Source organism: Kribbella steppae (assembly GCF_004342025.1).
Lineage (GTDB): Bacteria > Actinomycetota > Actinomycetes > Propionibacteriales > Kribbellaceae > Kribbella > Kribbella steppae.
In genome coordinates, this window is record NZ_SLWN01000003.1 from 110205 (window position 1) to 135603 (window position 25399).

A 25399-nucleotide genomic window follows, 5' to 3' on the forward strand; every position below is an offset into this window, starting at 1 on the left:
CCGATGGCCGATGACCGGGCGGCGCTGCTGCGCGAGCTGCACGATGTGCACGCGCCCGCGTTGTGGCGATTCGTGGTCCGGCTGACCGGCGACGACCGGCTGGCCGAGGATGTCGTGCAGGAGACCCTGCTGCGGGCGTGGCGCCGGCCGCAGATCCTGACCGAGGACGAGGCGGGGGCCCGGGCCTGGCTGTTCACGGTGGCGCGCAATCTCGTCATCGACGACCGGCGCAGTGCCCGGGTCAGCCGCGAGGTGGCCAGCGGCGACCTGCCGGAGAATCCCAGTGCCGACCACGCGAACGCCGTACTGGACGCGTGGCTGGTGGCGGAGTCGCTGGCCCAGCTGTCCGAGGAACATCGGCAGGTGATTGTTCGTGCGTACTACGGGCGTCGTACCGTCACTGATATCGCCGAAGAGCTGGATATCCCGTCGGGCACCGTGAAGTCGCGGCTGCACTACGGGCTGCGGGCGCTGAAGCTCGCGTTGCAGGAGAGGGGGGTGACAAGCCAGTGAGCGATCCTTACAAGGAGTGGGACGCGGCCTATCTGCTGGGGGCGTTGTCGGCGAAGGATCGGCGCGCCTACGAAGAGCACCTACGGACCTGTGACGAGTGTTCGGCCGAGGTGGCGTCGCTCGGCGGCATACCCGGGACGCTGGCCGCGCTGCCCGACGATCGCGCGCTCGCGACCATCACTGCCACCCCGCCGAACCTGCTGCCCGGCCTGGTCCACGCGGTCCAGCAGGACACCCGCAAGCGGCGGGTCAAGTTCGGCATGGCGATGGCCGGGATCACGGCTGCGGCGGCCGTGGTCGGTGCGCTGGTGGCGATCCCGCTCAGCCGCGAGGAGCCGCAGGGCGACTACGTCGTACTCGCGCAGACCGTCGCCAGCAAGCTCTCCGCGGACGCCCGGCTGGTGCCGGAGCGCTGGGGTACGACGATCGAGATCAGCTGCCGGTACGACGAACTGGCCACCCCGAGCGAACGGGCCCGGGGCTACGAGCTGTACGTCACGGACACGTCCGGGAAGTCCCAGCTGATCGCGAGCTGGACCGCGGCACCGGGTACGACGGTCAAGCCGGCCGCGACCACGAAGCTGCAGCGCAACGAGATCCGGGGGCTGGACATCCGCAGCTCGGAATCCGGCCGGATCCTGCTCGCGGTGCACTTCTGACGCTGATTGTGCCCGCCCGGACACTGTCCGCGCGGAATCGGTTGCAGTCGGCACGATTGACTGCCAGCCGCTGGGGCACCTGAGGGGTCAAGAGCGGTGGTCGCTCGAGAGGCCGTCGATCTAGGCCCCGGTGTTCAGGGACGTGCACCGGGGTCGCTCAACGCCCGGACGCCAGCGTTCACCGGGGTCACTCGACGCGCGGCCGTGGACGTTCACCGGGGGGCAGTCGACGCCCGGCCGTCAACGTTCACCATCAGCGCGGCGGAAGATTTTTCCTTCGATCGTGTAACACTCGCGCCGTCACCAGCGATATACCGTGTGTAACGCCACTGAGGATCCCGTCCCAGGTCGACCGCCCGAAGGGCCTGGGGCGGGGTTCTCGTTCGTCGAGAGGCGCCCCGGACGCGTTACGCACGAAGGCCCCCGGTTGCAGTACCGGGGGCCTTCGCGCTGGTATCCCTCCCTACGCTATGACGCTTGTTCGCTCTGTCGGTGCGACTCCGGCAGATCGATCCGGTCCGCCGGGAGGCGTTCCGTCCGCTCAGTACCGTCGTCACCCTCGTACTGCACCAGACCAGTCCATCCCGTCGCCTCGTGCTCACGGCCGATCAGCCAGCCGGGACGCCACTGCCCGTCCACAAGGACGATCACATGGCTGGGCAGAGGCAGACGGGACACCAGTTCGGTGCCGGGCTCGAACTCAGTCATGGCCGAAGGTTAAGTCGTTTCCGCGCTTGGCGCCTCCCGTGAGCGTGTTTACTCACGGTCTTCTCAGACTCTGGGCAGAAGTTCGCGTACGACGCCGACGGGCAGCCCGAATTCACGCACCGAACCGGTCACCTTCAACGCGCGGCCGCCGGGGATGTGGCTCACCCACCCTTGGTGCAATGCATGTACACACAAGGCTGCGCCGACCGCGCCGGCCAGATGCGGTCGCCGCTCGGTCACGTCCAGACACGAGCGCAGTGGGGGTCGTCCGCGGCGCGTCTCGACCACAATGCCGAGATCTTCCAGCCAGGCCGAGCCTTCCGGCGTGAGCATGACGCCTTCCGACCAGTCGATCAGGCCACGCTCTGTTATCGCATCCGCCAATGCGACACCGAGTTTCCCCGCGAGGTGGTCGTAGCAGGTCCGTGCCCGCGCGAACGCGTCCCGCTTGCTCACCGCAGCCAGGCTGTTCAGAACCTCGGTACGACGAGGTGCGAGCGCCGCGAGCCCTTCGATCAGCTCGGCCGTCTCCGGTCCGGCGAGTTTCAGATAGCGATGCCGCCCCTGCCGCATCTCGGTCAGCAACCCGCCATCGACCAGCAGGTTGAGATGCTCGCTGATCGTCGGTCGCGACACCTTCGCCAGCCGGGCCAGCTCGGTCGCCGTCCACGCCCGTCCGTCGAGCAGCGCCAGGCAGACCGTCGCCCGGGTGGCGTCGGCCAGCATCCGCGCCCAGGCGGCCAGCTCCTGCCCCTCGGTCTGCGAACTCATCCACGTCCTCGCTTCGCTCCGGGCGCGGATGAGGCACGAGATGCACAGTGTTTGACGATGACCTCGCTTCGCTCGCTCATGCATCCCATCATGCCGTTCCGACAGTTAGGCGCCCGCCGAAGTGATCGCGACCTAGCGTCGGAACCTATGACGCACCTGACGATCGAACCGTCCATCCTGTACGTCGGTACACCGGTCGCCCTGCTCTCCACCGAGAACGGCGACGGCACGATCAACCTCGCCGCGATGTCGTCCGCCTGGGCGCTCGACGATGTCGTCGTCCTCGGACTCAGCGGCTCCGGTCAAACCGCGCACAATCTGCAGCAGCGGCCGGACGTCGTGATCAACTTCCCGTCACCTGCGCAGTGGGAGGCTGTTGAGCGACTCGCCGGTCTGACCGGTCGTGATCCAGTGCCGGAACACAAGCGGGCGAGGTTCCGGTACGAGCGGGAGAAGTTCAAGGCGGCCGGGCTGACACCGGTCGCGTCCGAGCTGGTCGGTCCGCCGCGAGTGGCCGAATGCCCGTTGCAGTTCGAGGCGTCCGCCGTACAGGTGCAGTTTGATGCTGCTGGCAACTTCTTGATCGTCCAGGCGCGTGTGCTGCGGGTGCATGCGAACGATCGGATCGTCGTGCCGGGGACCTCGTACGTCGATCCGGGGGCGTGGTCGCCGTTGCTCTACAACTTCCGGCACTACTTCGGCCTCGGTCCGGAGTTGGGGGAGTCGTTCCGGACCGAGACGCCTAGAGGAGCCGAAGCCGATCGACTTCTTCGTCGCTGAGGACGACGTCGAGAGTCGCGAGGACGGACGGGAGATCCTCGGCCGCTACGACGCGATGCGTGGTGCGACCGTCGGCGTAGTCGGTCGTGAGCTCGTCTCCGATCAGGCGACGGATGACGCCGTCGGCGACGCGCATCACCACCGGCCTGCCGGTGAAGGGGGAGTCCGGATGGGTCGAGACGTAGTGGTGGTAGACCTCGTAGTCGATCGGGCGCACCGGCTCGTCGTTGGACGCGTGCTGCGGGATCCAGCCGTCCGGGGTCTGCTTCGACAGGGTCCACACGTCGCCGTCGGCGGTCAGGCGGTGGTCCCAGCCGCCCTGGTCCACGACCACGCCGTCCTTGAGCGGGGTCGGGTAGAGCTGACCGGCGCCGAACCCGACATCGGCGAGGAACTCCTGCCCGTCGACACCGACCTTGAGCAGCCCGTGCGTGCGTGGTCCGGACTTGTGCGGTTGCACTCGCGCTACTCGTCGTTCCACCTCGAACCCGAGTCGCTCCAGCGCGGCGCCGAACAGCAACGTGTGCTCGTAGCAGTAGCCGCCGCGCTGCCGTCGTACCAGCTTCGCCTGGATCGCGTTCAGCCCGATCCCGGGGTGCGTGCCGAGGATCACGTCGATGTTCTCGAACGGGATCGCCAGCACGTGCGCCCGGTGCAGACTACGCAAGCTGTCCGCGGATGCGTCCACCCGCGGATGCCCGATCCGCTCGAGGTAGGCGTCAGGGTCCAGTTCTTCGATCTCCCACATGACGCCTACCTCAACACTTCCAGTTCACTTGAGGTCAAGCTCGGTGAACAAGGTGAGCTGGATTCCGCCCGGCGTCTCGAGCCGGGCGTTGAGCGAGTTCCACGGGGTGCGGGTCGGCTCGGCGATCACGGTGGCGCCGGCGTCGGCCAGCTTCCGCGTGGTCTCGGCCGCATCGTCCACCTCCAGTGCGACCCGGTACTTCCCGGCGACCCGCCGGCCGACCTCGACCTCGTCGATGTAGTCGGCCTGATGCGGATCCGCGATCTCCAGCGTCGCCCGCTCGACGTCGAGGATCATCACCCGCCCGTTCTCCGACGAGTAGGACTCGCGCTCGGGCAGCCCGAGCACATCCCGGTAGAACGTCACCGCCTCGTCGTAGTCGTCCGCCGTCACGACCAACCGCAGTTCCTTGACCGTCATGCCTTCAGTATCAGTCCTCCTGCTGCCAGGCCAGGTTGATCTTCGCCTCCTGGAACCGCCAGCCGTCCGGGGTCCGCACGGCTGTGTACTTCAGCCGCAACCCGGTCCGATGGTGCGGTGCCTCGCCGTCCCGGTAGAAGAACGCGAGCTGATTGGCCGTCGCGTCCGCCCGATCCCCGTCGACGCTGATCAGCACGTCACCATGCACATGCTGGGTCGGCCCGTCGTCGGTCTCCCGCACGAACGCGATCACGTCGTCGATCCCGCGAATCTCACCACCGCGGGGTGACCGCACCACCACGTCCTTCGTGTAGATCTGCCGGAGGTCGTCCGGCGTCCCCTCGTCCAGCACCCACGCCAGCCGCGCGAACAGCTCCGCGACCTCCAGCCGATCGGCGATCTCGCTCATCATCCATCCTCTTTCGTTGGTTACGCCAACATTGCCTGCACCAACTATAGGCACAGCTTGTTGGCGCGACCAACAATTAGAGGCGCGACACCTGGTAGTGCGTGATCAGCCAGGTGTCGCCGGCTCGACGGACGATCACACTGAGGTAGACGGGCAGGGTGGGTCGATCCGTGAAGGAGAAGTCGACGCCGACGTACCCGAGGATCAGGTCGTCCGCGAGCCGCCGCGTCTCGAGGATCTCGTACGACGCTCGCAGTCCAAGCGGCTGTGAGTCGTAGTACTCGGCCACGGCGTCCGGTCCCACGCCGTACAGATGCAGGCCTTGGAAGATCGCGTCGTCGGTGAAGAGTGACCCAACCCGCTTGGGTTCGTGCTCGTCGATGCCGGCCTTCCACTGGTCGAGCGCGGCGCGAAGGATGTCGAGTTCAGTGGTCATGGCTCAGTGACCCGCCTGCTGGCCGCCGTCGACGTGGAGGATCTCGCCGGTGACGAACGCGGCGCCCTCCAGGTACACGACCGCGTCGACGATCTCGTCGATCTCACCGAGCCGGCCGACCGGGTGCAGCGCGGCCAGGAACTCGTGCGTTTCCTCCGGGTGCATCGGCGTACGGATGACACCGGGGGCGACGGCGTTGACCCGGATTCCGCGGGCGGCGTACTCGGTGGCGAGGGACAAGGTGGCGGAGTTCAGTCCGGCCTTGGTCAGCGACGCCAGCACTGACGGCACGTTGGTGTTGGCGTGATCGGCCAGGCTGGTGGTGATGCTGACGATGTGTCCGGTGCCCTGGGCAACCATCGCCGCGACGGCCCGCTGGGTGATCTCGAAGAACCCGCGGACGTTGACGCCGGTGACGACGTCGAAGTCCTCGACGGTGTAGTCGGTGAACGGCTTGGCGACGAACACGCCGGCATTGTTGACCAGTGTGTCGATCCGGCCGAACGCCTCCAGTGCGCTCTCGACGATCTTGGTGCCGACGCCCGGCGCCGCGATGTCGCCGGCGACGGTCAACACCAGCGGGTCGTCCGATGGCTCGATGGTGCGGGAGTTGGCGACGACGGCGTACCCGAGTTTCCGGTACGCCGGGACGAGCGCCGCCCCGATGCCCTGGGACGCACCGGTGATGACGGCGACTTTCTGCGAACTCATGGTTCTCCTCTTTCTCGAAGTAGCACTCTCGAAGGAAGCTGTACTTCGATCGTTGTCGAACCATCTGCCGTTTTCCACGACCGGTTTGCTCCCAGCTGAGAGGCCCGGCCTACTACGATCGGGCGGGTGGAACTGCGGCAGTTGCGGTACTTCGTCGCCGTGGCCGAGGAGCTGAACTTCGGTCGCGCCGCGGCCCGCTTGCACATCGCGGGACCTTCGCTGTCCCAGCAGATCAAATCGCTGGAGCGGGATCTCGGCGTCCGGTTGTTCGACCGCGACCGCCGTACCGTCACGCTGACCGCGCACGGTGAGTCGCTGCTGCCGCAGACCCGGACGTTGCTCGAGCAGGCGGACGAGTTGCGTCGTACGGCGGCCGGCTTCTCCGCGACCGAACCGGTCCGGCTCGGTTACGTGAGCTGGCGACCGGCCGATCTCGTCGAGCGGACGTCCGGGGTCGCGCAGTTGCTTGTCGATGCGTGGGTGATGCCATCGCACACGCAGGCGGGCCGGGTCGCGGACGGCAGTGTCGATCTGGCGATCTGCTGGGGTGCGCGCGACCGACCTGGCCGAGCAGGAGTTGACCGGCCGGCTGATCGGTGCGGACCGGTTGTCCGCAATCTCGTGGGGTCGCGACGAGTCCGCCGTACGTGCGAAGGACACCGCGGTGCTGGTGGACGCCGACACCGCGACCTGGGCGTCGTGGAACATCTATGCGGTCGAGTTCGCCCGCGAGACCGGTGCGGAGATCGTCCGGATCGACGACCACGGGATCACCGGCGCGGCCTTCTTCGAGCACGTTCGACAGCTACGTCGGCCCGTGGTCAGCTCGCCCAAACGCGATGACACCCCGCTGCCGCCCGACCTGGTTCGTCGCCCGGTGGTCGAGCCGGTCCCGATCTGGACCTGGGCTCTGGTGTCCCGCCGCGACGAACCGAGTCGCGCCGTACAGGCCGCCATCGAGGCCCTCACGAGCGACATCACCGTCGACCTCTCGGAGGGCTGGCTTCCGGCTGACGACCCGTTCCGTCACTCTTGAGTGACGGCCGCAGTCGTCAGGCGGTAGCCGGTGTTTGCGGAGAACTCGGCGGACAGCGCGAAACGGTCGCCGCGGACCAAGGTGTGACGCCACTCGACCGGTCGGTTCTGTGAAGTGCCTTGGCGGTTGATGGAGAAGGCGGCGGCTTCCGGCGGGCAGCGCAGGAGGGTGCGTTCAGCCGGTGTTGGTACGACGGCCCGGATGTCTTCACGACCGTGGTCGAGGCGGAGGCCGGTGCGGGCGGCGAGTTCGTTGTAGAGGCTGGTGTGGGTGAAGTCGGCGTCCAGGAGGGGCTCCGCGAGTGAGGCGGGCAGCCAGACGCGGTCGAGCGCGAGGGGTTCGTCGCCGGCGAAGCGGAGTCGCTCGAGGTAGAGGAGTGGGATGGAGGCCTCGAGGTCCAGGCGGGCCGCGATGACTCCGTCGGCCCGGACGTCCAGCGCCCGTACGACGCTGTGCTGGGTCAGACCGGACGCCTCGACCGAGGAGAACAGGCTGTAGAGCGCGCCCATCGGCTGCCGGATCTCCGGCGTGGTCGCGACGCGTGGCTGACGGCCGCGTTCGGCGACGATCAGGCCGTCGGAGCGCAGTTTGGCGAGCGCCTGCCGGACCGTGTGCCGGCTGACCTGGTAGTCCTCGACCAGAGCGAGCTCACCGGGGAAGACGTCGTCGAACTCCCCAGCCCGCAGTCGGCGGACCAGGTCCTGCTGCAGCTGCTTCCAGAGCGGCTGGCCGCCGGAGCGGTCGAGCCTGCGCTCGGTCATCTGGTCCTGTCCTCCGCTGGCGTTGCCGGGCTTGCCAAATGTCCGGTCATCTCCTAGCTTAAATGTGCGTACATTTCTAGCGGAGGGGAGAACCGGTCCGATGGTGCAGGTCGAGGTTAGGCCAATCGCCCCGACCGCCGTTCCCCGCTTCCACAGCCTGACCACCCGGGTTCCGGGCCTGGTCGTAGTACTGGCCCTGGCTGCTGTCGCGGTCCCACTCGGCCGGCTCGTGCCTGTGGTCGGCGGACCAGTGTTCGGGATCGTCCTGGGGGTGTTGGCGGGAGTCGCCGTACCGGTACTGCGGTCCGAGCGGTGCCGGCCCGGGTACGCCTTCGCCTCGAAGACCTTGCTCCAGCTCTCGATCGTCGTACTGGGAACCGGTCTGTCGCTGCAGCAGGTCGTCCACGTCGGCGGCTCGTCGCTGCCGGTGATGCTCGGCACGCTGGCGATTGCACTGGGCGGTGCCTGGCTGTTCGGTCGTCTGCTCGGTGTCCGCGGCGACACCCAGACGTTGATCGGCGTCGGTACGGCGATCTGCGGCGCCTCGGCGATCGCGGCGACGGCGGCGGCGATCAACCCCAAGCGCTCATCGGTCGCCTACGCGCTGGCGACGATCTTCACCTTCAACGTCGTCGCTGTGCTCGCGTTCCCGCCGCTCGGACACTTGCTGGGCCTCAGCCCGGAAGCCTTCGGGTTGTGGGCAGGTACGGCGATCAACGACACGTCCTCGGTGGTCGCCGCCGGGTACGCGTACAGCCAGGAGGCCGGCGACCAGGCGCTCGTCGTCAAGCTGACCCGCTCGCTGATGTTGGTGCCGATCGTCCTGGCGCTCGTCGTCCTGAAGTCGCGCACGGAAGCCGCGGCGAACAAGCTGCCCTGGCGGAAGCTGGTCCCGCTGTTCCTGATCGGCTTCCTCGCCGCAGCCGGCCTGCGTACCGCCGGTCTGGTGCCGGTCGGATGGTTGCCTGGTTTGAGCCTGATCGGGACGTTCTTGATCACGTCCGCGCTGGTTGCGATCGGGCTGTCGTTGAGGCCGAGAGAACTGCGCGACACAGGACCCAGGCCGCTCCTCCTCGGAGCGATCCTGTGGGTCCTGGTCGCGGCAGGCAGTCTTGCGATTCAGTCCTTCTCGTAGGCGGCCGGCCTGGTCTGGACGGCCTGGATCCGCGGTACGTCGAGCTTCGAGCTGCGGTCGAACCGGTAGATACCGTTCTCTTCCTGGAAGACGTCGGTGAGCTGCGTGTAGCAGTAGCCGAACATCAGCGGGTCGTCGAGCAGTGCGTCGACCAGCCCCGCGAAGCGGTCGTAGAACGCTTCCTCGTCCGCGACCCGCTGGCCGTAACCCCACGATTCGTTGGTGTTGTTGCCCTTTGCCTGGGCAGCCGCTTCGGGGTTCCACCAGATTCCGCCGAACTCACTGCAGAAATAGGGCTGACCGGCGTACGGCTGGGAGATCGGCCGCCGCTCGTGTCCACCGGTGTTCCCGTACGGCGCTCCGTCCGCAAGGCCGGCCATCTGGCGCGCGAACTCCGCCGGGTCCTGCTCGTAGTTGTGCGAGTCCCACACGTCCGTCTCCGGCACGCGGTGCGAGTACCCGGAGGCGTCCAGCACCGGTCGCGTCGTGTCGGCCGCCTTCGTCGCCAGGAACATCGCCCGGGTGACGTCGTCCAGCTGGGTGATCCGGTCGTGCAGGAACTGGTGCGTCTCGTTCAGCGGGCACCAGCCGATGATGCTCGGGTGGCTGTAGTCGCGCTCGACCGCCTCCAGCCACTGTGTCACGAAGGACGCCGTGGGCTGCTGGTTGTTGTCTTGGGTGCCGTCAGCAACATTCTCGCCCCAGTCGCCGAACTCGCCCCAGACCAGGTACCCGAGCCGGTCCGCGTGGTACAGGAACCGCTCCTCGAACACCTTCTGGTGCAGCCGAGCCCCGTTGAAGCCGGCCGCCAGGCTCAGCTCGATGTCCGCGACCAGCGCCTCCTCCGACGGTGCCGTCATCAGGCTCTCCGGCCAGTAGCCCTGGTCCAGCACCAGTCGCTGGAACACGTGCTTGCCGTTGATCAGGATCGCCTGACCGTTGATCGACACCGACCGCAGTCCGGCATAGCTGTCGGCGCCGTCCACGACGTTGCCGTCGGCATCGATCAGCTCGACGCGAACGTCGTACAGGTGTGGATCGGTGGTGTCCCACAGGCGGACGCGGTCGGCCGGGACCTGGAGGGTGAGGCGCGGAGCCAGGTCGAGATCAGCGCGGACCTCGGCCTTCGTCACCTCGCCGTCGGCGTCGGAGAGGATCGCGCGGACCGTCCAGCCCGGCTTGTTAGCCGACACCGGTACTTCCAGGTGGAAACTGGAGCCGGCCACGTCCGGGGTGATCCGCGGCCTGTTGACGTGCACGCTTGGCACGGCCTCGAGCCAGACGGTCTGCCAGATGCCGGTGGTCCGGGTGTAGTGGCACCCGCTGTTGAAGTAGTTCGTCGTCTGCTTGCCGCGCGCCTGAACGCCGTGCCGGGTGTCCCGGGCACGGACCACGATCAGGGCTTCATCGCCGGGCGAGGCGACGGCTTTGAGGTTCGCGCTGAACGGCGTGAAGCCGCCGCGGTGCCGGACCACCTCGACGCCGTTGACCCAGACGGTCGCGTCCTGGTCGACGGCCTGGAAGTGCAGCACGGCGTCCTTGCCCGACCAGTCAGCCGGGATCGTGACGGTCGTCCGGTACCAGACCGCTTCGAGAAAGTCGACGTTCTCGATCCCGGACAGCTCGGTCTCGGGCGCGAACGGTACGACGATCCGCTGCAGCAACTCGCGGTCCCGGACCCCCCGCTCGAGACCGGAGTCGGACCGATCGATCTCGAACTGCCACTCGCCGTTCAGGTTCAGCCAGTCCGGCCGAACGAACTGCGGGCGCGGGTGCTCAGGGCGGGGTTGGGTCATCGAGGACTCCAGTGAAGGTGGAGAGGAGTGGGCGATACACGACAGTACAACGTTGGAATAGCCTCAGCAATAGGTGGATCCGCGAACTGAGAACCCCGCACTGGCTGAGCTGGGTGATCGTGTAAACCAGGTGCATGGCTCTTCCTGCTGAAGTCATTGCGCCGGTGATGATCGAAGTCCGCCAGGGGCATCGCCTGGCGGTGCGGCGTCGTGGGGACGGTGGTGTGCCACTGCTGCTCATCCACGGATTCCCCTGCACAAGCCGCATCTGGTCGCACAACCTCATCCCGCTGGCCGAGGCGGGGTTCGACGTCGTCGCGCCGGACCTGCGCGGCTACGGCGACTCCGATTTCGCACCGGATGACTTCTACGACCTCAACGCGTTCAACACCGACCTGACCGGCCTGTTCGACAAGCTCGGCTGGGAGCGCCCAGTCGTCGCCGGGCACGATCTGGGCGCGATGATCGCCGTCGACCTGGCCAACCGCCACCCCGACCGGGTGGACCGCCTGGTGATCCTGGACGACTCCATGCCCGACCTGGTCGAGACGTTCGCAGCGGCGGGTATCCCGCCGAGCCGGCCCAAGCCCGCCGTCTACGACTACCACCGCCTCCAAGGGCATCACGCCGACGCCTTGGTCGCCGAACTGGCTACGCCTGAGCAGCGGCGGCGTTATGTGGCTGAGTTCTACGGGCATCGCATGTGGTGTCCGCCCGATGCCTTCGACGAGGAGGACTTGGCCTTCCTGACCGAGCCCTACGCGGACTCGGCCCGGCTGCGGGCCGCCTTCGCCGACTACGAGGTCGTCATGGGCACCCGGCCACTGTCGGCGCCGGAAATGCTCGACCGGCCGGTTCGGCAGCGAGCGCTCGTGCTGATCGGCGCCGACCAGGTGACCCTAGGCGACCACGTCGAGCAGCGGTGCGCGCTCGCCTTCCCCGAAGCGGTCGGTCCGTTCTGGGTCAAGGGCGCCGGCCACTTCATGCCCTGGGAGCGGCCCGAGACAGTCAACCGCGCCATCCGCTCCTTCTGCGGCGACCTGCTAGTGGCCTGAACCTCTTCGACGCGGTGCGTGATCGTGACAGTGCGCGGCTCGGGGGTTCGCGATCGGCTGGATGTGTCAGGCTGGCGTTTTCGAGGGAGGGGCGGGGTGGCGTCGGAGCGGGTTGCGGAGGTTCGGCGGGTCAGGCTGCGGGTGGATCCGGGGGAGTTGTATGGGCGGATCCGGAGATGCAAGACGCAGGGGCCGCTTGGCGCTGGGGTTGTGCCGGACGAGTTCGTTGATGAACTGACGGACTACTGGGTCGATCGGTACGACTGGCGGGCTTACGAGGACCGGCTGAATGCCTACGAGCACTTTGCTACTGAGGTTGGCGGGCAGTTTGTCCACTTCATGCATTCGCGGTCGGGGCAGGCCGACGCGTCGGCTGTTCTGTTGACGCATGGGTGGCCGAGTGGGGTTGTGGATGTGGTGGATGCTGCCGGGCCGCTCCAGGGCAGACACCATCTGGTGATGCCGTCGATTGCCTGGAGCGCGTTGGCAGAGCCGGCGGGGTGGGATGAGTTGATGCGGCGGCTTGGGTACGACGACTACCTGGTCCGCGATGACAAAGGTGAGGCGCCGCCGGTGACGGCCGAAGTGAGCCCGGAGCGGCGCGGGCTGGCGCCGGAGGAGCTCGCTGAGGTTCGGTGGTTCAACGAGAACCTCAATGCCGTCAACGAAGAGCAGCAGATGCGGGCGCTTGTGTTGAGTGCCGCCATGCTCGCTTGGAATGCGCAGCACGCCGATCGCGACGCGACTCTGACTGGTGTGACGCTGGCTTGGTTTGCGCCGCGGTTACAGGCCGAGTAGGCGAGCGCCGTTCTCCCAGCACACCGCGCGGAGCCAGTCGTCGCCCAGTTCCAACGACTCCAGCGCCTCGAGTTGTACGGCGTACTCGTAGGGGATGTTCGGGAAGTCGGACCCGAGCACGATCCGGTCCTGCAGTTCGCCGAGGCGTGAGGTCAGCGACCGCGGGAAGGGCATCAGTGACTCGGTGAAAGGCGTCAACGCCATCGTCGTGTCCAAGTGGACATTCGGGTAGGACGTCAGCGCCAGGTGCTCGGCGTACTCCGGCATCCCCAGGTGCGCGATGACCGCAGTCAGCCGAGGGTGCTTCCGTAGTACTTCACCGAACGGCCCCGGACCCGTGTGCCGGCCGGGGATCGGTCCGGAGCCGCAGTGGACCACCACTGGTACGGCGGCCTCGGCCAGCTGACCCCACACGTCGTCTAGCTCGGTGTCACGCGGGTCGTAGTCACCGACCTGCACGTGGACCTTGAAGATCCGCGCGCCCTTCTCCAGCGCGTCGCGCACGTACGCCGACGCACCCGGCTCGGGGTAGAACGTCCCGCTCGGCACGCACCCGGGCGTCGCCTCGGCGAAGTCGCGTGCCCACTCGTTGAGCCAGGCTGCCATCCCGGGCTTGTGCGGATAGATCAGCGCCGGAAACGCCCGGACCCCCAACCCCTCGAGGGTCTTCAGCCGTTCCTCCACCGACGTCCGGTAGTTGATCGGCCAGGCCGTCCCGTAGTGCTCCGACGCCTGGTCGAAGTACGCCCACACCGCATTCATCACCTGGTCGGGCAAGAAATGCACATGCACATCGACCAGCCCGTCCAGCCCGAGCCGCTGCCACCACGCCGGCACATCCACATCGCGCACCCCGCTACTTTACGTGCGCCAAGCTTTTCAACAGCTACGTAACTACGTACTATCCACAGTGTGGATGACCCTGTGGATAACCGGCTCGCAGAGCTGGAGAGGCGCATCGCCGCGCTGGAATCCGCAGCAGTCACCAAGCGGGGAACGAGGCGGCGGTCGTCCGATGCTCGCCAGGCCGACACGGCCCGGGCGCTCCGGGAGCTCCGGGCCAGGCGCGACTGGTCAGATGTGGCGCCGGCACTCGCGGCACTGGGCAGTCCGATCCGGCTGACCCTGCTCCGCGAGATCGTCCGCGGTCACGCGACCGTCAACTCGCTGAGCCGGGTGGAGGGCGTCGGTACGAGCGGGCAGATCTACCACCACCTCCGCCAGCTCACCGCCGAAGGCTGGCTGCACACCCCCACCCGCGGCACCTTCGCCGTCCCGGCTTCGCGCGCCACCGCCCTCAACGCAATCCTGGCCGCCCTGGACGACTGACTCGGGGGTCAGGCGGTAGGTGGGTTGGACGGGGTTGGGTTGGGCGCGAGGGATTCCGTTGGCTACGTGCGGCCTGGAGTGCGGCTCTCGGTGAGCGAGCGAGGGGTGACCCGGCGTGATTGGATGATGGGGCATGAGCTGGATGGAGTTCGTCTCCGCGATGACCGGTCACATCGCCTGGCCTGCCGCGGTGGTGGCTCTGGCCCTGATCTTCCGCCGCCAACTGGCGGGGCTGGTCGGCGCGCTGGACTCCTGGGAGGGGTTCGGCCAGAAGTTCACCTTCTCGAGACGGCTGGCCCGGATGGAGAAGAAGGTCGGGCTGGTGACCGGAAGCGTCTACGCCTCTTCCTCCTCAACGCACGAGCGCCCAGCCCACCCGTCACGCGAGCAACCGGCCCAGCCCCCACGCGAGCAACCATCCCGGCCGTCACGTGAGCAACCCGTCGGACGGCCTGGACACAACGGATCCCGGGGTAGGCCGAAGTCGCCGGCGGACGCGTACAACCCTGCGGACGCACACGAGCCACCCGCGCACGACCCGGCGGATGCACGCGAGCCGGCGCCCGCGCACGACCCGGCGGATGCACACGAGCCGGCACCCGCACAGGACCCGGCGGACGCGCACGAGCCTCAGCCGGATCCGTACCAGCCGGATCCGTACCAGCCGTATCCACAACAGTCCTATCCACCACAGGCGAATCAGTCCCAGCCGTATCCATCGCAGACGGGTCAACAACAGCCGCCGTACCGCCCACCTACCTACGAGCCGTGGCCGTCGGCCTGGCGGCCCTCGCCCTACGACCAGCAGTCCCCGCCCTACGGCCAGCAGTCGTCGCCCTACGGCCAGCCCTCGTGGCCCTACGGGCACCGACCCTGGATGCCCGGTGAGCCGCCGCTTCTCCCCTACCCACCGCCCTCGGCGGACGGATCGCGGTCGTCGAGCCCGGCGGCAGACATAATGGCGAGCTGGGAACTCGTCCTGCTTTCCCTGCGCTACCTACGGCAAGAAGCCATCGGCGACGGCGCCAAGATGAGCACCGACCCACAGCGGATCCTCGAGGACTTGCGCACCGCCGGTGTCGTGGACGACGACCTGGTGACCGTCGTCGAGGAGCTCAAGGATTTGCGGGACCAGGTGGCGCACGGCTACCACAAACCGACCGCCGGCGAAGCGCTCACGTACGCAACCTCCGCCACCTCGCTGCGCCAGTCGATCGACTTCCTCGCCTATTCGCTGCGGAACCCGAGCGGGCTTGCTCCGAAAGCCACAGCCAGGCCCTGAAGCGGGCGGAGAACTGCTGGTGGCGCGCTACCGATTGCTTTCCCTCTCCTAACGACCCATTATGCATTTTGGGTGTTAGAACGAGAGGCGGCAGCATGGACTATCAGCCGGAGCTGGTCGGCGGCCACCTGGTGCTCGATCTGGTCAACACCGTGGCTTGGCGGTTGCACGATCGCCGGCGGATCGACCGGCTCGCGGATCTGGTCAACCTGCGGAAATGGTTGACGGCCAGCGGACTGGACCCGTCAGATCGAGTCATGGAGGTCCGGTCCGCGGTCGCGCTGCAGGATGCGCTGGTCCAATGCCGTGAGATTGCGTATGCCGTGTTGCATCCGCTCGCGGTCGGTGCGGAACCTGGCGCCGAGGATCTCGCCGTACTGCGTGAACTGGTGGAGGACGCCGTACGCAAGGCCTCGCTGGTCAGCTCGCGACCGTTGACCTGGCGCGCCGACACGATCGCCGACCGGGTGCGGTTGTCCGTCTGGCGATTCTTCGAAGACGAGGACCTGAACCGGCTCCGGCAGTGCGACGACGGCGATTGCGGCTGGCTGTTCCTGGATCGCAGCAAGAACGGCTCGCGCCGATGGTGCAGTTCGGCGGATTGCGGCAATCGGGCCCGGGCCCGCAGGCATTACCAGCGTCACTCCGGAGCATCGGCATGATGGCGATCGACCGGACCGCCTTCGCCGTGGGCGTCCGGCTCGGCCTCGGACCGGCCGCGGCGGCCTTCGTCCTGGCCCTGAGTTTCGGCGCCGGGGCGGAGGCCCGGGGGTGGGGAATCACCCTGCCGATCCTGTTCTCGGCCCTGGCTTTCTCGGGATCAGCGCAGTTCACCTTGCTGACCGCGCTGTCCGGGGGCAGTGTGGGGGCCGCGGTCGCCTCGGCAGCGCTGATCAACGCGCGCTATCTCGTGATGAGTGTCGCCCTGAACGACAGCCTGCAGGGCAGTCGGCTGAGCCGGGCGCTGCAGGCGCAGGCGCTCGTCGACGCTTCGTTTGTCTTTGCTCATCGCAACGATGGCCGGTACGACGTCTCCCGCCTGATCGGCGCCAGCCTGCCGCAGTGGGTCCTCTGGGTGCTCGGGACCGCGGTCGGCGCGCTGACGGCTCCATCGGCTGATCTGATGCACCGACTCGGGCTGGACGTCGTGTTCCCGGCGTTCTTCCTGGCACTCGCCGTGGACGAAGTGAGGCGCTCCCGCCGGGCGCTCGCCGCGTCCCTGCTCGGCGCCGGCATCGCCGGCGTCTTGTTGCTGGTGACGGATCCGGGCTACGCGCTGCTCGGATCCACGGCGGCCGCACTGATCGGTCTGCTTCCACACCGCGGATCGGATCCCGATCCCGAGACTGCCGAGACCGGAGAGGAGACGTTATGAAGCTGTGGTTGGCCGCCTTGGCCGTCACTGTCGTCAACTGGCTCATGAAAGCCGGTGGCCCGCTGATGATGGGCGAACGCAGGTTGCCGCCGGCAGCGGTTCGCGTCGTGGGTCTGGTCGCTCCGGTACTGCTGGCGGGCCTCATCGTCACCGAACTCGGCGGCAAGCCGGTGGACTGGACTCAGCTGGCGGGGGTCGGTGTCGCCGGGATCCTTTCCGTCGTGAGAGTTCCACTGCTACTGGCAGTCGCCGCGGGGATCGCCCTCACGGCCGGGCTCCGGCTCCTGATCGGCTAGTGCTAACGGGCCTGATCGGCGAGCCAGTGGTCGATGAGGCCCTTGAAGTGGGCGAAGAACTGGTCGTGTTCGTTGGCGGGGTAGGTCGTCGTCACCGTCTGCCGGAGGAGGCGGTCGAAGTCGGGGCCGGCGAACCAGTCCCGGATCCGGGCGTCGAAGTCACCCAGATGGTCCCCGCACCACTGGTGGTACTTCTCGGTCTCGAAGTGCTCGTCGGCGAGCGCCAGGTAGCCGTCGATCTTGGCGTTGTAGTCGAGGGACTCGTCGTCGGCGATCTCGAAGTACCGCTCGGTGCGCAGGTCGATGGAGCTGCGGCGGCCGGTCGCGAGGGAGAAGACCGACCACTTGACCAGGGCGCTGATCGCCCACGGGAAGTAGTAGTGCAACGACGTCACGGCGACGTCCGGGCAGGCGTTGGCGTAGTCGATCGGGTGGACCGAGTCGCCCGCGACCAGCATCTCGCAGGAGTTGAACTCCCAGCCGAAGAACGCGTTCACGATCCGGCTGATCGCCACCGTCTGGTGCCCGGCCGACGGGCTGAGGAAGTTGTGCGAGACGGCGTACCGGTTGTGCATCGGCTCGTCCGGGCGGAAGTCCATCACCATCGTCTCGGCGCCGATCGACAGCGCCCGGGCGAACTTGTCGTAGTCGATCGTCGCCTGCAGGTGCATCAGCATCTCGCCGGACTGGTCGTACGCCCGGTGCAGGTCGAGCTTGTCGTTGATCCGCGACACCCCACGCCAGCCGCCGCCGTCGAACGGCTTCATGTAGAGCGGGTAGCCGAGGTCCTCGGCGATCGCGTCCAGGTCGAAACCCTTGTTGTACTTCGCCGAGGTGTACGCCCAGCGCACGTTGTCGACCGGGTTCTTGTACGGCACCAGCACGGTCCGCGGGATCTTCAGGCCGAGCCGGAGCATCGCGCAGTACGCGCTGTGCTTCTCCATCGCCTGGAAGGTGAACGGCGAGTTCAGCAGGTAGGTGCCGTTCATCAGCGCGGCCTTCTTCAGCCACTCGCGCGGGTGGTAGTACCAATACGCCAGCCGGTCGATCACCAGCCCGACGCGGACCGGATCAGTCAGGTCGAACGGCTCGATGGTCAGCCGCCGGGACCCGAACTCGTGCTCGGTCCCGTCCAGCGTCACCGGCCCGACCCGCTGCAGCAGCGCCTCGAACGCCTGCGGCCAGTCCTCCTCGGCCCCGAGCAACAACCCGATCAAATGCCGCGAGCGGTCAGCCACAGTCATCTCCTCTTGTCCGGCGTCAGCAGAATCGGGGTAGGTGGTGGGCGATCTGCCGGCGCCACCAGGGCCAGTCGTGCGCTACGTCGTACCCCCACAGATCGAACTCATGCGGGATGCCTTTGGCCGCGAGGAGGGCGGCAGTCGCGTGAGCCGACGGCAGCGACCCGGTGGGATTGGTCTCCCAGTCGCCCTGGCCGACCGTGAGCACGATGAAGATCCGCTCGCGCAGCCAGTCCAGGTGGTCGCCGTCCAGGTTGGGCAGGTAGTCGGCCGGGTTGTTGAAGTACGTCGCGTCGCCGCGCTCACCCCAGGCGTACCAGCTGGCCGCGTCGTAGTTGCCGGACTGGCAGATCGCGATCGGGAACAGGTCGGCGCGTTTGAAGGCGAAGTTGAAGGCGTGGAAGGCGCCCAGGCTGCAGCCGGTGGTGATGATGTCGGTCACGCCGGGCGAGTCCGCGCCGATCACCGGAACCACCTGGTTGACGATCCACGACTCGTACAGCCCGTGCCGCCGGGCCCGGTCCTCGAGCTGGATGCTCCGGTCGGACCAGCTGACGTGGTCGTAGGAGTCGACGCAGTACAACTTCACCCGGCCGGCCTCGATCAGGTCCGCGACGGCGTCGACCATGCCGTTGTTCTCGTAGTCCCAGGCGCGCCCCTGCTCACTCGGGAACACCAGCACCGGGCGGCCGAAGTGGCCGTAGCGGATCAGCGTGCCGGGCCGGTCAAGCCCCGGCGCCTCAAGTTCGACCTTTTCCCGCTCCATCAGCCTCACCCCAGGCGCGTCGCAGTAGATCCGTCAGCTCAGGATCCAGCACATCACGCCAGGCTGTGAAGTTGTGCATGTCGGGAGTTTCTGCGAACTCGACCCGGAGGCCCAGTTCGGTGAGGCGCGCGGCCATCACCCGGTTGTTGTGGACGTTCTCCTCGGGTGAACCGGCCGTCATCCCGATCAGGGGTGTGCTGGGCGCTGCGGTTGCCGTCAGCACCTGTTGCACGAAGCCGGTGACCTGGGCGTAGTACTCGAACTTGGACTCCTGCGGGTCCGTCTCCGGCGTGAAGAACGACCCGGACTGCAGGAACAGCCCGTCGAACGTGCCGGGAGAGTGCCACTCGGCGTGCAGTGCGGCGAGGGCTCCCAGGCTGGCGCCCATCATGACGGGCTTCCGGCTCCGGTACTGCGCCTTGATCGCGGGCAGCAGGTACTGCGTCAGGGCGTCGGCGTACTGCGGGTTGGCTGCGTACCAGAGGTTCCGGGCGGTCGGGTGGATCAGGGCGAGCCGGAACGGTGGCAGTGCGGACCCGTCGACCATCGCGCCGGCATAGTGGGTCAGACCGGCGTACCCGGCGAACTCGGGACCGTCATGGGCGAGCAGCAGTGGCAGCTCGAAGGTCGGCGCGATGCCTTCCGGCGCCCACACCTGAAGGTCGACGGTGCCCACCGGGGATTCCACCACCAGCGGGGTCAGCCTCGAGGGGATCTGCGGGCTTGTGACCCAGGCGGGCTCGACGTATCCGGGGAGCGGCAGCCAGGAGTGTTCGCCGAAGGCACCGCCGACCAGCCGCGGATTGGTCGGATCGGTCCGCATGCCCAGATCCGCGATGTCGAACAGGTACTCCATCCGGTGCACGGACGGCCGCGGCAACCGCAGCTCCCAGCCGTAGTCGACCGGCTTGAACTCCAGCATCTCGGCCGCGAGGCCCAACTCCTGCCACAGCTTGACGCCCGCGAACGCATGCGAAGGGTCGCCGAGACGGAACACCACCTCAGCGCCTTCGACAGCACTCACCACATCGGGCATCCAAACAAGGTACAACCGCAAACACTGACATTCCCTGTCAGTGATGGCTGTCTATCGTTGGACCGTGGTCGATCTCACGGATATCCGGGCAGTGACGGCGGACCTGCCGCGTAGCTACGAGGTGCTGGTCCGGGACCAGATCAAGTTCCGGGTCGGGCAGATCGTGTACCTGGCGGTGGCGCCGGACGAGCAGACGATCGGGATCGGGTTCCCGCGCGAGGAGCGGGAGGTCGCGCTGGCGGCAGAGCCGGAGAAGTTCTTCCGCCCGAGGCCGTCCGACGAGCGGTTCCGGTGGATCCAGGTCCGGCTGGACGCCCTCGAGTACGACGAACTGCGCGAACTGATCCTGGACGCCTGGTCGATGTGCGTCCCGAAGAAGGTCCGGCGAGAGTACTTCGGGGAGTAGATAGTCGGGGCCGACGGCAACCATCTCATCCTCAGGTAGTACCCCCGAACCGTCCTGAGGACCGATGAACAACGCCGTTTCACGAAGCACCCTGGAACCATGACCGGAGACTTCCTACCCCGCCGCCGCCAGGCGTCGGCCATTAGCCAAGCCCTGACCGTCGTACTCATCCTCGCCGCCGCAGCGCTCGGAGTCTGGTTGTTCAGGTAGGTCTCCCCACACATCCCTTACGCGCACACCCCCGGACGCTCCTGTCCGCCCGATCTCGGTTCTCGCATCATGTCGGCGATGGCGATGCGCGCGGCCGACGGGCATCCCTTGGTGAAGCCGTAGAAGGGGCCGAAGTCGCGGGTCGACGCGAACCCTGTCACGTACAGCCCGGCCAGAGACGTCTCGAAGCCCTCGGTCAGGACGGGGAACCCGTCGGTGACCGAGATCCGATCCCCCACACCGCCCAGGTAGGGCACGCGAGCAAGGTCAGCCCGGTAGCCGGAAGCGAAGACCACATGATCGGCTGTCAGCACCGCGCCATCGGAGAGAGTCAGCGTCACGTCGTGGTCGCCGACTGCCGTGCCGACCACCGCGCACCCAGGATGACTGGTCACGACGGTGTCAGGGATCCGCGGAACGAGCCACGGCTCGAGAGTGAGACGGCCGACCTGCCAGAACTCGGCAGCAATCGCTCGCTGCCGCTCGACCGGGAGTCCTCGCCACCATCCCCGGTGTGTCAGCGTCTGGTCGACGTACTGATCGACGAAGCCCCAGCTCACCTTGGCGAAGGTCGGCGTGCCGTGGCGATGCACCACGTCCACGTGCTCGGCGTCGTGGTCGCTCAGCAAAGCCGCCCATTCGTAGGCGCTCTGCCGACCGCCGATGATCACGACCCGGGCACCGGCCAGCGAATCGAAGGAGACCAGGTCACACGTGTGCGAGCGGCGAGCCGGGGGAATATCGGCGTACCACTGCGGCAGGTTGAGGAAGTGGCCGACGCCGGGTGCGGCGAGTACCTGGTCCGCGGTGATCGTCGTACCGTCGTCCATCGTTGCCACGAAGCATGCGTTCGGCTTGGCCAGGCCGGTCACGAGGCGCTCGTCGAGATCGAGCCGCTTGCACTCGCGGAACCACTCCGTGTAGTCGAGGAAGACCGAGATCGGGATCGGGTCGAAGTCTCCGGGTGACAGTCCCCGATCCTCGAAGAATGCCTCGAACGTGTGCTCGCCGCTTCCGTCCAGATGCCAGTCGGGGCCTGAACGCAGGAACATGTCAGCCGGCATGTGTCGGCGCCAGAAGGCCATCGGGTGGCCCACGATCCGGGTCTCGATGCCGTTCTCGCGGGCAAAGGCGGCCGCAGAGTAGGCATAAGGCCCCGCGCCGACGACCAGCAGATCCGTCCGGTCCGGCATCGTGTCTCCTGAAGGTGCGGCCAGAACGCGAGGGGCGGCGATGCCAACAATCCTCCACCCGACGCCTTCGCGCCAGAAGGCAGTCAACCAAGCCGAGCCAGAGCGCGCGCAGCGGGTGCGTGGGTAGTCAGTCAGTCCCAGCGGACGTCGGCTTCGCCGGGGCGGACTACGCCGGCTTCGTAGGCGACTACTACTGCTTGGACTCGGCTGGTGAGGCCTAGTTTGGACAGGACGCTGCTGACGTGGGTTTTGACGGTGGTTTCGCTGACGAACAGTTTGGTGGCCAGGTCTCGGTTGGACAGGCCTCGGGCCATCCAGACCAGGATCTCCCGCTCGCGTTCGCTCAGCTGGGACAGGAGGCCGGTCCAGCGCCCATCAGGTTGCGCCGGGGCGGGTTCCGTCGTACCGGTGCCGACCTGGCGCTCGAGCTCCATGCACCGCTCCAGCAGCACCCGCGTCGAGGCCGGGTCGACCAGCGAGTCGCCCCGGTAGACCGCGCGTACCGCCGACACCAGCAGGTCCGGATCCGTGTCCTTCAGCAGGAACCCGGATGCCCCAGCCCGGACAGCGCTCAGGACATAGGCCTCGTCGTCAAAGGTCGTCAGCACCAGTACGGCGGGACGCGAACGGCCGGCCGCCTTGTTGGCCGACGTGATCCGCTCGGTCGCGACCAGCCCGTCCATGACGGGCATCCGGATGTCCATCAGGACGACGTCCGGGTCGTACTCGTCGATCAGCCGGAGCGCCTCCTCGCCGTCACCGGCCTGGGCGATCGTGGTCAGGTCCGGCTCGTGGTCGAGGATCATCGCCAGGCCCATCCGGATCACGCCCTGGTCGTCCGCGACCAGGACCCGGATCTGGTCGTCTACCTCTGCGGCGGCAGCCATGCCTGCACTCTCCATCCACCCAGTGGGCCGGCCGCGACAGCCAGCGTGCCGCCGACCGCCGTCGCCCGTTCCCGCATCCCGATCAGCCCGTTGCCGCGGCCGCTCTCGCTCCGCCGGGCGGTCTCCAGCACGTTCACCGGCGGCGGTCCGCCGCTACCGTTGTCGTCGATGGTCAGGAGTTCACCCTGCGGTCCACTCTGCCAGGTGACCTGAGCCGCGGTCGCCTTCGCGTGCACCATCACGTTGGTGAGCGCCTCCTGGATGATCCGTACGGCGGTCAGATCGGTGGCCGAGGTCAGTTGCCGCTGCCGGGTGGGCAGGTGCATCGTCACGTCGACCCCGACCGCCTTCAGCCGCTCGCCCATCCGCGCGACGTCGGACAGATCGGGCACCGGCGCCGTCCCACCACCCGATCCCGGCGCGGTCGCGCCGTCCGCACCCGGCTCGGCGGTGTTCAGCACCCGGACCGTCTCCCGCATCGCGGTCAACGCCTCCTTGCCGCTGGCAATGATCCAGCGGATCGCCTCCCGCAGTGCCTCGGGTTTCTGGTCGGCGACCCGGTCGGCGGCCTGGGCCCGGATGACCACCGCGCTGACGTGGTGCGAGATGACATCGTGCAGGTCGCGGGCGATCCGGGTCCGCTCGGCGACCTTGGCCCGCTCGGCCTCGACCGCGCGCAGCCGGACCAGTTCCGCGTTCCGCTGCTCCAGCAGGGCGACGTTCTTGCGCCGCCGGAGAGCGTCCGCGCCGAGCAGCACCATGCCGCAGATCAGCGCCTCGGCGAACACGAACAGGGAGACGTCGATGTAGTTGTAGAGACTCGGCACGTCGCTGGGCAGGTTCTTGTACCGGTCGCCGTACAGGATCGCCCGGTTCGCGTTCCCCAGCACGACCGCGACCACGGTCGGCAGGCCGATCATCAGTCCGGCCAGGCTGCCCATGGTGAAGAAGAGACAGGTGAACCGTCGTACGCCGCTCGATGCGGCCAGGTACCCGACCACGAGCAGCGGGACCAGGTGGATCTCGGACTGCAGCGCGGCATCGCTGATCTCGGGCTGGCCGAAGATGGTCAGGCCGACCTGGGCGGCCAGGCCGGTGCCGACCGCGGCGTACAGGAACGGGTAGAGCACCGAGACGACCACGAGCATCGTGCGCGGAAACCGCCGGACGAAGGCGACCGTGATGACCAGGAAGACACCGGTCACCACCGAGACGGTCGGGTTCTGCGGGCGCAGGCCGCTGTCGTTGATCAGGCTCAGCGCCGTGAACCAGCCCACGCCGATGAGCGCCGCGAGCAGCAGATCCTGCTGCGCCTGCGGCAACCGACGCCAGTAGGTCCACATGTCGCCCAGCGTAGTCAGGTTGTGTTCGCCGAAGCTTCATCTGCCCGGACGGGCAGGCTCTCCAACTTTTGGAGGAGGCTTGGCGTCCGATTTGATACTCAGGGCCTGCGCCGGGTCCCGATGACAGTCCCTGGGACCGATGTGCCCGCCGCCGTGATCCGAGAGGCTGTACCCCATGACAAACCACCAGCCGCCCCGCCGGACCGGCCCGGTGCGGATGCAGTTGCTGTCCGTGACGGGCGTGGGTTTGGCGGTGCTGGCGGTCGGGTCATTGGTGCTGTGGCACGGACAGGTGGGGGAGTTGCTCGGCCTGACCGCCGACAAGGAGCCGGTCGTCTCGAGCCAGAACGCGCCCGCGGTCTCCGGCCCGCCGAGCACCACTCTCGCCACCACGCCGCCGACCCCGAAGCCGACCCGCTCGCCCAAGCAGACGCCGAAGCCCACCAAGACTCCGACCAAGACCCCGGCGAAGTCGTCGTACGGCGAGGAGAGCATCAACGGACTGTCGCCGACGCTGAAGTCGCGGCTGAAGAAGGCGATGGCCGCCGCGAAGGCCGACGGCATCACGCTCCAGATCACCTCCGGGCGCCGCAGCGCCGCCAAGCAGCAGCGACTGCTGAACGACGCGATCAAGCGCTACGGCTCGTACAAGGCGGCGACGCGGTGGGTGCTGCCGCCCAAGTACTCCGCTCACGTGCAGGGCAAGGCCGTGGACATCGGTCCGGCGGCCGCCATGCAGTGGCTGAACCGGAACGGCTATCGCTACGGCATCTGCCGCCGGTACGACAACGAACCCTGGCACTTCGAGGCGCTGGTCACCCCCGGCACCAAGTGCCCGCCGCGTGAACCGTACTCGCGGCCCGTGTCCGACTAGTCCGACTGACCCGACGAGACGAATCAGGAGCCGATCATGACTATGACCTACGCTCAGCCGATGCCGCGCTACACCCGGGCGCGCCTCGCCGTACCTGCCCTGTGGCGGCAGGTGATCCGTGCTTCCGGCAAGGGAGACGAAGCAGTCGCGACCGAACCGGACCGGTCCGCGCACACGCAGCTGGAGATCTACGACGGAGTGCTGGCCGCATTCGAGCGCCGCACCGAGGTGCAGAACGTGCTGTCGACCTCGCTTGACCGCGAGACCGCCGTACGGCGTCTGCGTGAGCTGCTCGGAGCGAGTCACCTGCAGGCGACTGCCCTCCTCGACCTCCCGCTGACCAGCGAGTCCCGCGACCGGATCGCGCGCCGTGCGGCCGAGCTACGGGCTGCTCTGGACCGCTGAATCACCCTCCTGGCCGGCCC

General features: G+C 67.7%; 31 protein-coding genes and 1 pseudogene. 16 read left to right on the top strand and 16 right to left on the bottom strand.

All coding sequences use genetic code 11. The features are described 5' to 3' along the window. Positions 1 to 3 precede the first annotated feature (3 nt). The gene (locus tag EV652_RS09130) at positions 4 to 513 is read left to right on the top strand and encodes a sigma-70 family RNA polymerase sigma factor (protein ID WP_132208601.1); all 510 of its coding nucleotides are present in this window, start codon (positions 4 to 6) and stop codon (positions 511 to 513) included. After that, entirely contained in the window at positions 510 to 1172 is a 663-nt protein-coding gene (locus EV652_RS09135; protein ID WP_132208602.1) for an anti-sigma factor family protein, read from the top strand. The genes EV652_RS09130 and EV652_RS09135 overlap by 4 nt, the downstream gene beginning before the upstream one ends. Before the next feature lie 468 nt (positions 1173 to 1640). On the opposite strand, the gene EV652_RS09140 is transcribed toward EV652_RS09135, so the two are convergent. Further along, positions 1641 to 1880, bottom strand: coding sequence for a hypothetical protein (locus EV652_RS09140; RefSeq protein WP_132208603.1), 240 nt, complete (start codon positions 1878 to 1880; stop codon positions 1641 to 1643). A gap of 63 nt (positions 1881 to 1943) precedes the next feature. Then, positions 1944 to 2651: a winged helix-turn-helix domain-containing protein gene (locus tag EV652_RS09145; RefSeq protein ID WP_132208604.1), complete on the bottom strand. Its 708-nt coding sequence runs from the start codon at positions 2649 to 2651 to the stop codon at positions 1944 to 1946. A 147-nt stretch (positions 2652 to 2798) separates the two neighbouring features. Here EV652_RS09145 and EV652_RS09150 point away from each other — a divergent pair, with 147 nt between their 5' ends. After that, a complete protein-coding gene (locus tag EV652_RS09150; RefSeq protein WP_132208605.1) occupies positions 2799 to 3431 on the top strand; it encodes a flavin reductase family protein in 633 nt (210 codons plus the stop codon). On the opposite strand, the gene EV652_RS09155 is transcribed toward EV652_RS09150, so the two are convergent. The 5 genes from EV652_RS09155 to EV652_RS09175 all read right to left on the bottom strand — a co-directional run bounded on the left by EV652_RS09155 (position 3394) and on the right by EV652_RS09175 (position 6155). After that, complete coding sequence (locus EV652_RS09155; RefSeq protein WP_132208606.1) at positions 3394 to 4179, bottom strand: arylamine N-acetyltransferase family protein; 786 nt, start codon at positions 4177 to 4179, stop codon at positions 3394 to 3396. The two genes, EV652_RS09150 and EV652_RS09155, sit on opposite strands and share 38 nt — an antisense overlap. 24 nt (positions 4180 to 4203) lie before the next feature. Continuing rightward, positions 4204 to 4599 carry a VOC family protein gene (locus EV652_RS09160; protein WP_132208607.1) on the bottom strand — a complete coding sequence of 132 codons (396 nt, stop codon included), beginning with the start codon at positions 4597 to 4599 and terminating at the stop codon, positions 4204 to 4206. A 10-nt stretch (positions 4600 to 4609) separates the two neighbouring features. Then, positions 4610 to 5008 (bottom strand): nuclear transport factor 2 family protein, encoded by a 399-nt coding sequence (locus EV652_RS09165; protein ID WP_132209146.1) that lies wholly within the window; start codon positions 5006 to 5008, stop codon positions 4610 to 4612. 76 nt (positions 5009 to 5084) lie between these two features. After that, complete coding sequence (locus EV652_RS09170) at positions 5085 to 5444, bottom strand: YybH family protein (RefSeq protein WP_132208608.1); 360 nt, start codon at positions 5442 to 5444, stop codon at positions 5085 to 5087. A 3-nt stretch (positions 5445 to 5447) separates the two neighbouring features. Next, complete coding sequence (locus tag EV652_RS09175; RefSeq protein ID WP_132208609.1) at positions 5448 to 6155, bottom strand: SDR family NAD(P)-dependent oxidoreductase; 708 nt, start codon at positions 6153 to 6155, stop codon at positions 5448 to 5450. A 159-nt stretch (positions 6156 to 6314) separates the two neighbouring features. Here EV652_RS09175 and EV652_RS45990 point away from each other — a divergent pair. Beyond that, a pseudogene (locus EV652_RS45990) lies at positions 6315 to 6407 on the top strand (LysR family transcriptional regulator); the annotation flags it as partial. A gap of 295 nt (positions 6408 to 6702) precedes the next feature. Further along, a complete protein-coding gene (locus EV652_RS45170; RefSeq protein ID WP_242001712.1) occupies positions 6703 to 7191 on the top strand; it encodes a hypothetical protein in 489 nt (162 codons plus the stop codon). Here EV652_RS45170 and EV652_RS09185 read toward each other — a convergent pair. Then, complete coding sequence (locus EV652_RS09185; RefSeq protein WP_132208610.1) at positions 7182 to 7952, bottom strand: GntR family transcriptional regulator; 771 nt, start codon at positions 7950 to 7952, stop codon at positions 7182 to 7184. The genes EV652_RS45170 and EV652_RS09185 overlap by 10 nt on opposite strands. A 100-nt stretch (positions 7953 to 8052) precedes the next feature. On the opposite strand from EV652_RS09185, the gene EV652_RS09190 reads away from it, so the two are divergent. After that, positions 8053 to 9087 carry a YeiH family protein gene (locus tag EV652_RS09190; protein ID WP_132208611.1) on the top strand — a complete coding sequence of 345 codons (1035 nt, stop codon included), beginning with the start codon at positions 8053 to 8055 and terminating at the stop codon, positions 9085 to 9087. Here the strand turns inward: EV652_RS09190 and EV652_RS09195 are convergent. Continuing rightward, positions 9072 to 10883, bottom strand: coding sequence for a glycoside hydrolase family 2 protein (locus EV652_RS09195; RefSeq protein WP_132208612.1), 1812 nt, complete (start codon positions 10881 to 10883; stop codon positions 9072 to 9074). The genes EV652_RS09190 and EV652_RS09195 overlap by 16 nt on opposite strands. Before the next feature lie 134 nt (positions 10884 to 11017). Between EV652_RS09195 and EV652_RS09200 the strand changes: the two genes are divergently transcribed. Both EV652_RS09200 and EV652_RS09205 read left to right on the top strand, forming a co-directional pair. Next, positions 11018 to 11938, top strand: a complete 921-nt coding sequence (locus EV652_RS09200; protein WP_132208613.1) for an alpha/beta fold hydrolase — start codon at positions 11018 to 11020, stop codon at positions 11936 to 11938. Positions 11939 to 12148: 210 nt separating this feature from the next. After that, on the top strand, positions 12149 to 12736 hold the full coding sequence (locus tag EV652_RS09205; protein ID WP_242001660.1) for an epoxide hydrolase N-terminal domain-containing protein: 588 nt from the start codon (positions 12149 to 12151) through the stop codon (positions 12734 to 12736). Here the strand turns inward: EV652_RS09205 and EV652_RS09210 are convergent. Continuing rightward, the gene (locus EV652_RS09210; RefSeq protein WP_132208615.1) at positions 12722 to 13588 is read right to left on the bottom strand and encodes an amidohydrolase family protein; all 867 of its coding nucleotides are present in this window, start codon (positions 13586 to 13588) and stop codon (positions 12722 to 12724) included. The genes EV652_RS09205 and EV652_RS09210 overlap by 15 nt on opposite strands. A gap of 60 nt (positions 13589 to 13648) precedes the next feature. Here EV652_RS09210 and EV652_RS09215 point away from each other — a divergent pair, with 60 nt between their 5' ends. The 5 genes from EV652_RS09215 (at position 13649) to EV652_RS09240 (ending at position 17018) form a co-directional block, all read left to right on the top strand. After that, on the top strand, positions 13649 to 14065 hold the full coding sequence (locus EV652_RS09215; RefSeq protein ID WP_242001661.1) for an ArsR/SmtB family transcription factor: 417 nt from the start codon (positions 13649 to 13651) through the stop codon (positions 14063 to 14065). 133 nt (positions 14066 to 14198) lie between these two features. Beyond that, positions 14199 to 15347, top strand: coding sequence for a hypothetical protein (locus tag EV652_RS44000; RefSeq protein WP_158441131.1), 1149 nt, complete (start codon positions 14199 to 14201; stop codon positions 15345 to 15347). Positions 15348 to 15442: 95 nt separating this feature from the next. Then, a complete protein-coding gene (locus EV652_RS09230) occupies positions 15443 to 16009 on the top strand; it encodes a CGNR zinc finger domain-containing protein (RefSeq protein ID WP_132208618.1) in 567 nt (188 codons plus the stop codon). Next, positions 16006 to 16722, top strand: a complete 717-nt coding sequence (locus EV652_RS09235) for an AzlC family ABC transporter permease (RefSeq protein ID WP_199238097.1) — start codon at positions 16006 to 16008, stop codon at positions 16720 to 16722. The genes EV652_RS09230 and EV652_RS09235 overlap by 4 nt, the downstream gene beginning before the upstream one ends. Next, positions 16719 to 17018: an AzlD domain-containing protein gene (locus tag EV652_RS09240; protein ID WP_132208619.1), complete on the top strand. Its 300-nt coding sequence runs from the start codon at positions 16719 to 16721 to the stop codon at positions 17016 to 17018. Before EV652_RS09235 ends, EV652_RS09240 begins: the two co-directional genes overlap by 4 nt. A gap of 2 nt (positions 17019 to 17020) precedes the next feature. Here the strand turns inward: EV652_RS09240 and EV652_RS09245 are convergent, their stop codons facing one another. From EV652_RS09245 to EV652_RS09255, 3 genes are read right to left on the bottom strand one after another with little or no spacing between them, the layout of a single operon-like run. After that, positions 17021 to 18256, bottom strand: coding sequence for an ATP-grasp domain-containing protein (locus tag EV652_RS09245; RefSeq protein ID WP_242001662.1), 1236 nt, complete (start codon positions 18254 to 18256; stop codon positions 17021 to 17023). Positions 18257 to 18278: 22 nt separating this feature from the next. After that, positions 18279 to 19025, bottom strand: coding sequence for an esterase family protein (locus tag EV652_RS09250; RefSeq protein ID WP_132208621.1), 747 nt, complete (start codon positions 19023 to 19025; stop codon positions 18279 to 18281). After that, the gene (locus EV652_RS09255) at positions 19000 to 20061 is read right to left on the bottom strand and encodes an alpha/beta hydrolase (RefSeq protein WP_132208622.1); all 1062 of its coding nucleotides are present in this window, start codon (positions 20059 to 20061) and stop codon (positions 19000 to 19002) included. The genes EV652_RS09250 and EV652_RS09255 overlap by 26 nt, the downstream gene beginning before the upstream one ends. A 43-nt stretch (positions 20062 to 20104) precedes the next feature. Between EV652_RS09255 and EV652_RS09260 the strand changes: the two genes are divergently transcribed. Then, positions 20105 to 20467: an MmcQ/YjbR family DNA-binding protein gene (locus EV652_RS09260; RefSeq protein ID WP_132208623.1), complete on the top strand. Its 363-nt coding sequence runs from the start codon at positions 20105 to 20107 to the stop codon at positions 20465 to 20467. Between the two features lie 227 nt (positions 20468 to 20694). Here the strand turns inward: EV652_RS09260 and EV652_RS09265 are convergent, their stop codons facing one another. The 3 genes from EV652_RS09265 to EV652_RS09275 form a co-directional block, all read right to left on the bottom strand. Then, positions 20695 to 21870: an FAD-dependent oxidoreductase gene (locus EV652_RS09265; RefSeq protein WP_132208624.1), complete on the bottom strand. Its 1176-nt coding sequence runs from the start codon at positions 21868 to 21870 to the stop codon at positions 20695 to 20697. 131 nt (positions 21871 to 22001) lie between these two features. Beyond that, positions 22002 to 22757, bottom strand: coding sequence for a response regulator (locus tag EV652_RS09270; RefSeq protein WP_132208625.1), 756 nt, complete (start codon positions 22755 to 22757; stop codon positions 22002 to 22004). Beyond that, on the bottom strand, positions 22736 to 24100 hold the full coding sequence (locus tag EV652_RS09275; RefSeq protein ID WP_242001663.1) for a sensor histidine kinase: 1365 nt from the start codon (positions 24098 to 24100) through the stop codon (positions 22736 to 22738). Before EV652_RS09275 ends, EV652_RS09270 begins: the two co-directional genes overlap by 22 nt. Positions 24101 to 24275: 175 nt before the next feature. On the opposite strand from EV652_RS09275, the gene EV652_RS09280 reads away from it, so the two are divergent. Further along, positions 24276 to 24974: a M15 family metallopeptidase gene (locus EV652_RS09280; RefSeq protein WP_132208627.1), complete on the top strand. Its 699-nt coding sequence runs from the start codon at positions 24276 to 24278 to the stop codon at positions 24972 to 24974. Between the two features lie 36 nt (positions 24975 to 25010). Next, positions 25011 to 25379: a hypothetical protein gene (locus EV652_RS09285; protein WP_132208628.1), complete on the top strand. Its 369-nt coding sequence runs from the start codon at positions 25011 to 25013 to the stop codon at positions 25377 to 25379. Positions 25380 to 25399: the final 20 nt, after the last annotated feature.

Bases quoted from the DNA above. Each gene is read 5' to 3' on its own strand.
- EV652_RS09195 (WP_132208612.1), bottom strand. From the start codon at position 10,883: ATGACCCAACCCCGCCCTGAGCACCCGCGCCCGCAGTTCGTTCGGCCG.
- EV652_RS09235 (WP_199238097.1), top strand. From the start codon at position 16,006: ATGATGGCGATCGACCGGACCGCCTTCGCCGTGGGCGTCCGGCTCGGC.
- EV652_RS09265 (WP_132208624.1), bottom strand. From the start codon at position 21,870: ATGCCGGACCGGACGGATCTGCTGGTCGTCGGCGCGGGGCCTTATGCC.
- EV652_RS09275 (WP_242001663.1), bottom strand. From the start codon at position 24,100: ATGTGGACCTACTGGCGTCGGTTGCCGCAGGCGCAGCAGGATCTGCTG.
- EV652_RS09175 (WP_132208609.1), bottom strand. From the start codon at position 6,155: ATGAGTTCGCAGAAAGTCGCCGTCATCACCGGTGCGTCCCAGGGCATC.
- EV652_RS09185 (WP_132208610.1), bottom strand. From the start codon at position 7,952: ATGACCGAGCGCAGGCTCGACCGCTCCGGCGGCCAGCCGCTCTGGAAG.
- EV652_RS09190 (WP_132208611.1), top strand. From the start codon at position 8,053: ATGGTGCAGGTCGAGGTTAGGCCAATCGCCCCGACCGCCGTTCCCCGC.
- EV652_RS09140 (WP_132208603.1), bottom strand. From the start codon at position 1,880: ATGACTGAGTTCGAGCCCGGCACCGAACTGGTGTCCCGTCTGCCTCTG.
- EV652_RS09255 (WP_132208622.1), bottom strand. From the start codon at position 20,061: ATGCCCGATGTGGTGAGTGCTGTCGAAGGCGCTGAGGTGGTGTTCCGT.
- EV652_RS44000 (WP_158441131.1), top strand. From the start codon at position 14,199: ATGAGCTGGATGGAGTTCGTCTCCGCGATGACCGGTCACATCGCCTGG.
- EV652_RS09200 (WP_132208613.1), top strand. From the start codon at position 11,018: ATGGCTCTTCCTGCTGAAGTCATTGCGCCGGTGATGATCGAAGTCCGC.
- EV652_RS09280 (WP_132208627.1), top strand. From the start codon at position 24,276: ATGACAAACCACCAGCCGCCCCGCCGGACCGGCCCGGTGCGGATGCAG.
- EV652_RS09165 (WP_132209146.1), bottom strand. From the start codon at position 5,008: ATGAGCGAGATCGCCGATCGGCTGGAGGTCGCGGAGCTGTTCGCGCGG.
- EV652_RS09270 (WP_132208625.1), bottom strand. From the start codon at position 22,757: ATGGCTGCCGCCGCAGAGGTAGACGACCAGATCCGGGTCCTGGTCGCG.
- EV652_RS09260 (WP_132208623.1), top strand. From the start codon at position 20,105: ATGGCTGTCTATCGTTGGACCGTGGTCGATCTCACGGATATCCGGGCA.
- EV652_RS09170 (WP_132208608.1), bottom strand. From the start codon at position 5,444: ATGACCACTGAACTCGACATCCTTCGCGCCGCGCTCGACCAGTGGAAG.
- EV652_RS09240 (WP_132208619.1), top strand. From the start codon at position 16,719: ATGAAGCTGTGGTTGGCCGCCTTGGCCGTCACTGTCGTCAACTGGCTC.
- EV652_RS09250 (WP_132208621.1), bottom strand. From the start codon at position 19,025: ATGGAGCGGGAAAAGGTCGAACTTGAGGCGCCGGGGCTTGACCGGCCC.
- EV652_RS09160 (WP_132208607.1), bottom strand. From the start codon at position 4,599: ATGACGGTCAAGGAACTGCGGTTGGTCGTGACGGCGGACGACTACGAC.
- EV652_RS09145 (WP_132208604.1), bottom strand. From the start codon at position 2,651: ATGAGTTCGCAGACCGAGGGGCAGGAGCTGGCCGCCTGGGCGCGGATG.
- EV652_RS09230 (WP_132208618.1), top strand. From the start codon at position 15,443: ATGGACTATCAGCCGGAGCTGGTCGGCGGCCACCTGGTGCTCGATCTG.
- EV652_RS09285 (WP_132208628.1), top strand. From the start codon at position 25,011: ATGACTATGACCTACGCTCAGCCGATGCCGCGCTACACCCGGGCGCGC.
- EV652_RS09130 (WP_132208601.1), top strand. From the start codon at position 4: ATGGCCGATGACCGGGCGGCGCTGCTGCGCGAGCTGCACGATGTGCAC.
- EV652_RS09155 (WP_132208606.1), bottom strand. From the start codon at position 4,179: ATGTGGGAGATCGAAGAACTGGACCCTGACGCCTACCTCGAGCGGATC.
- EV652_RS09150 (WP_132208605.1), top strand. From the start codon at position 2,799: ATGACGCACCTGACGATCGAACCGTCCATCCTGTACGTCGGTACACCG.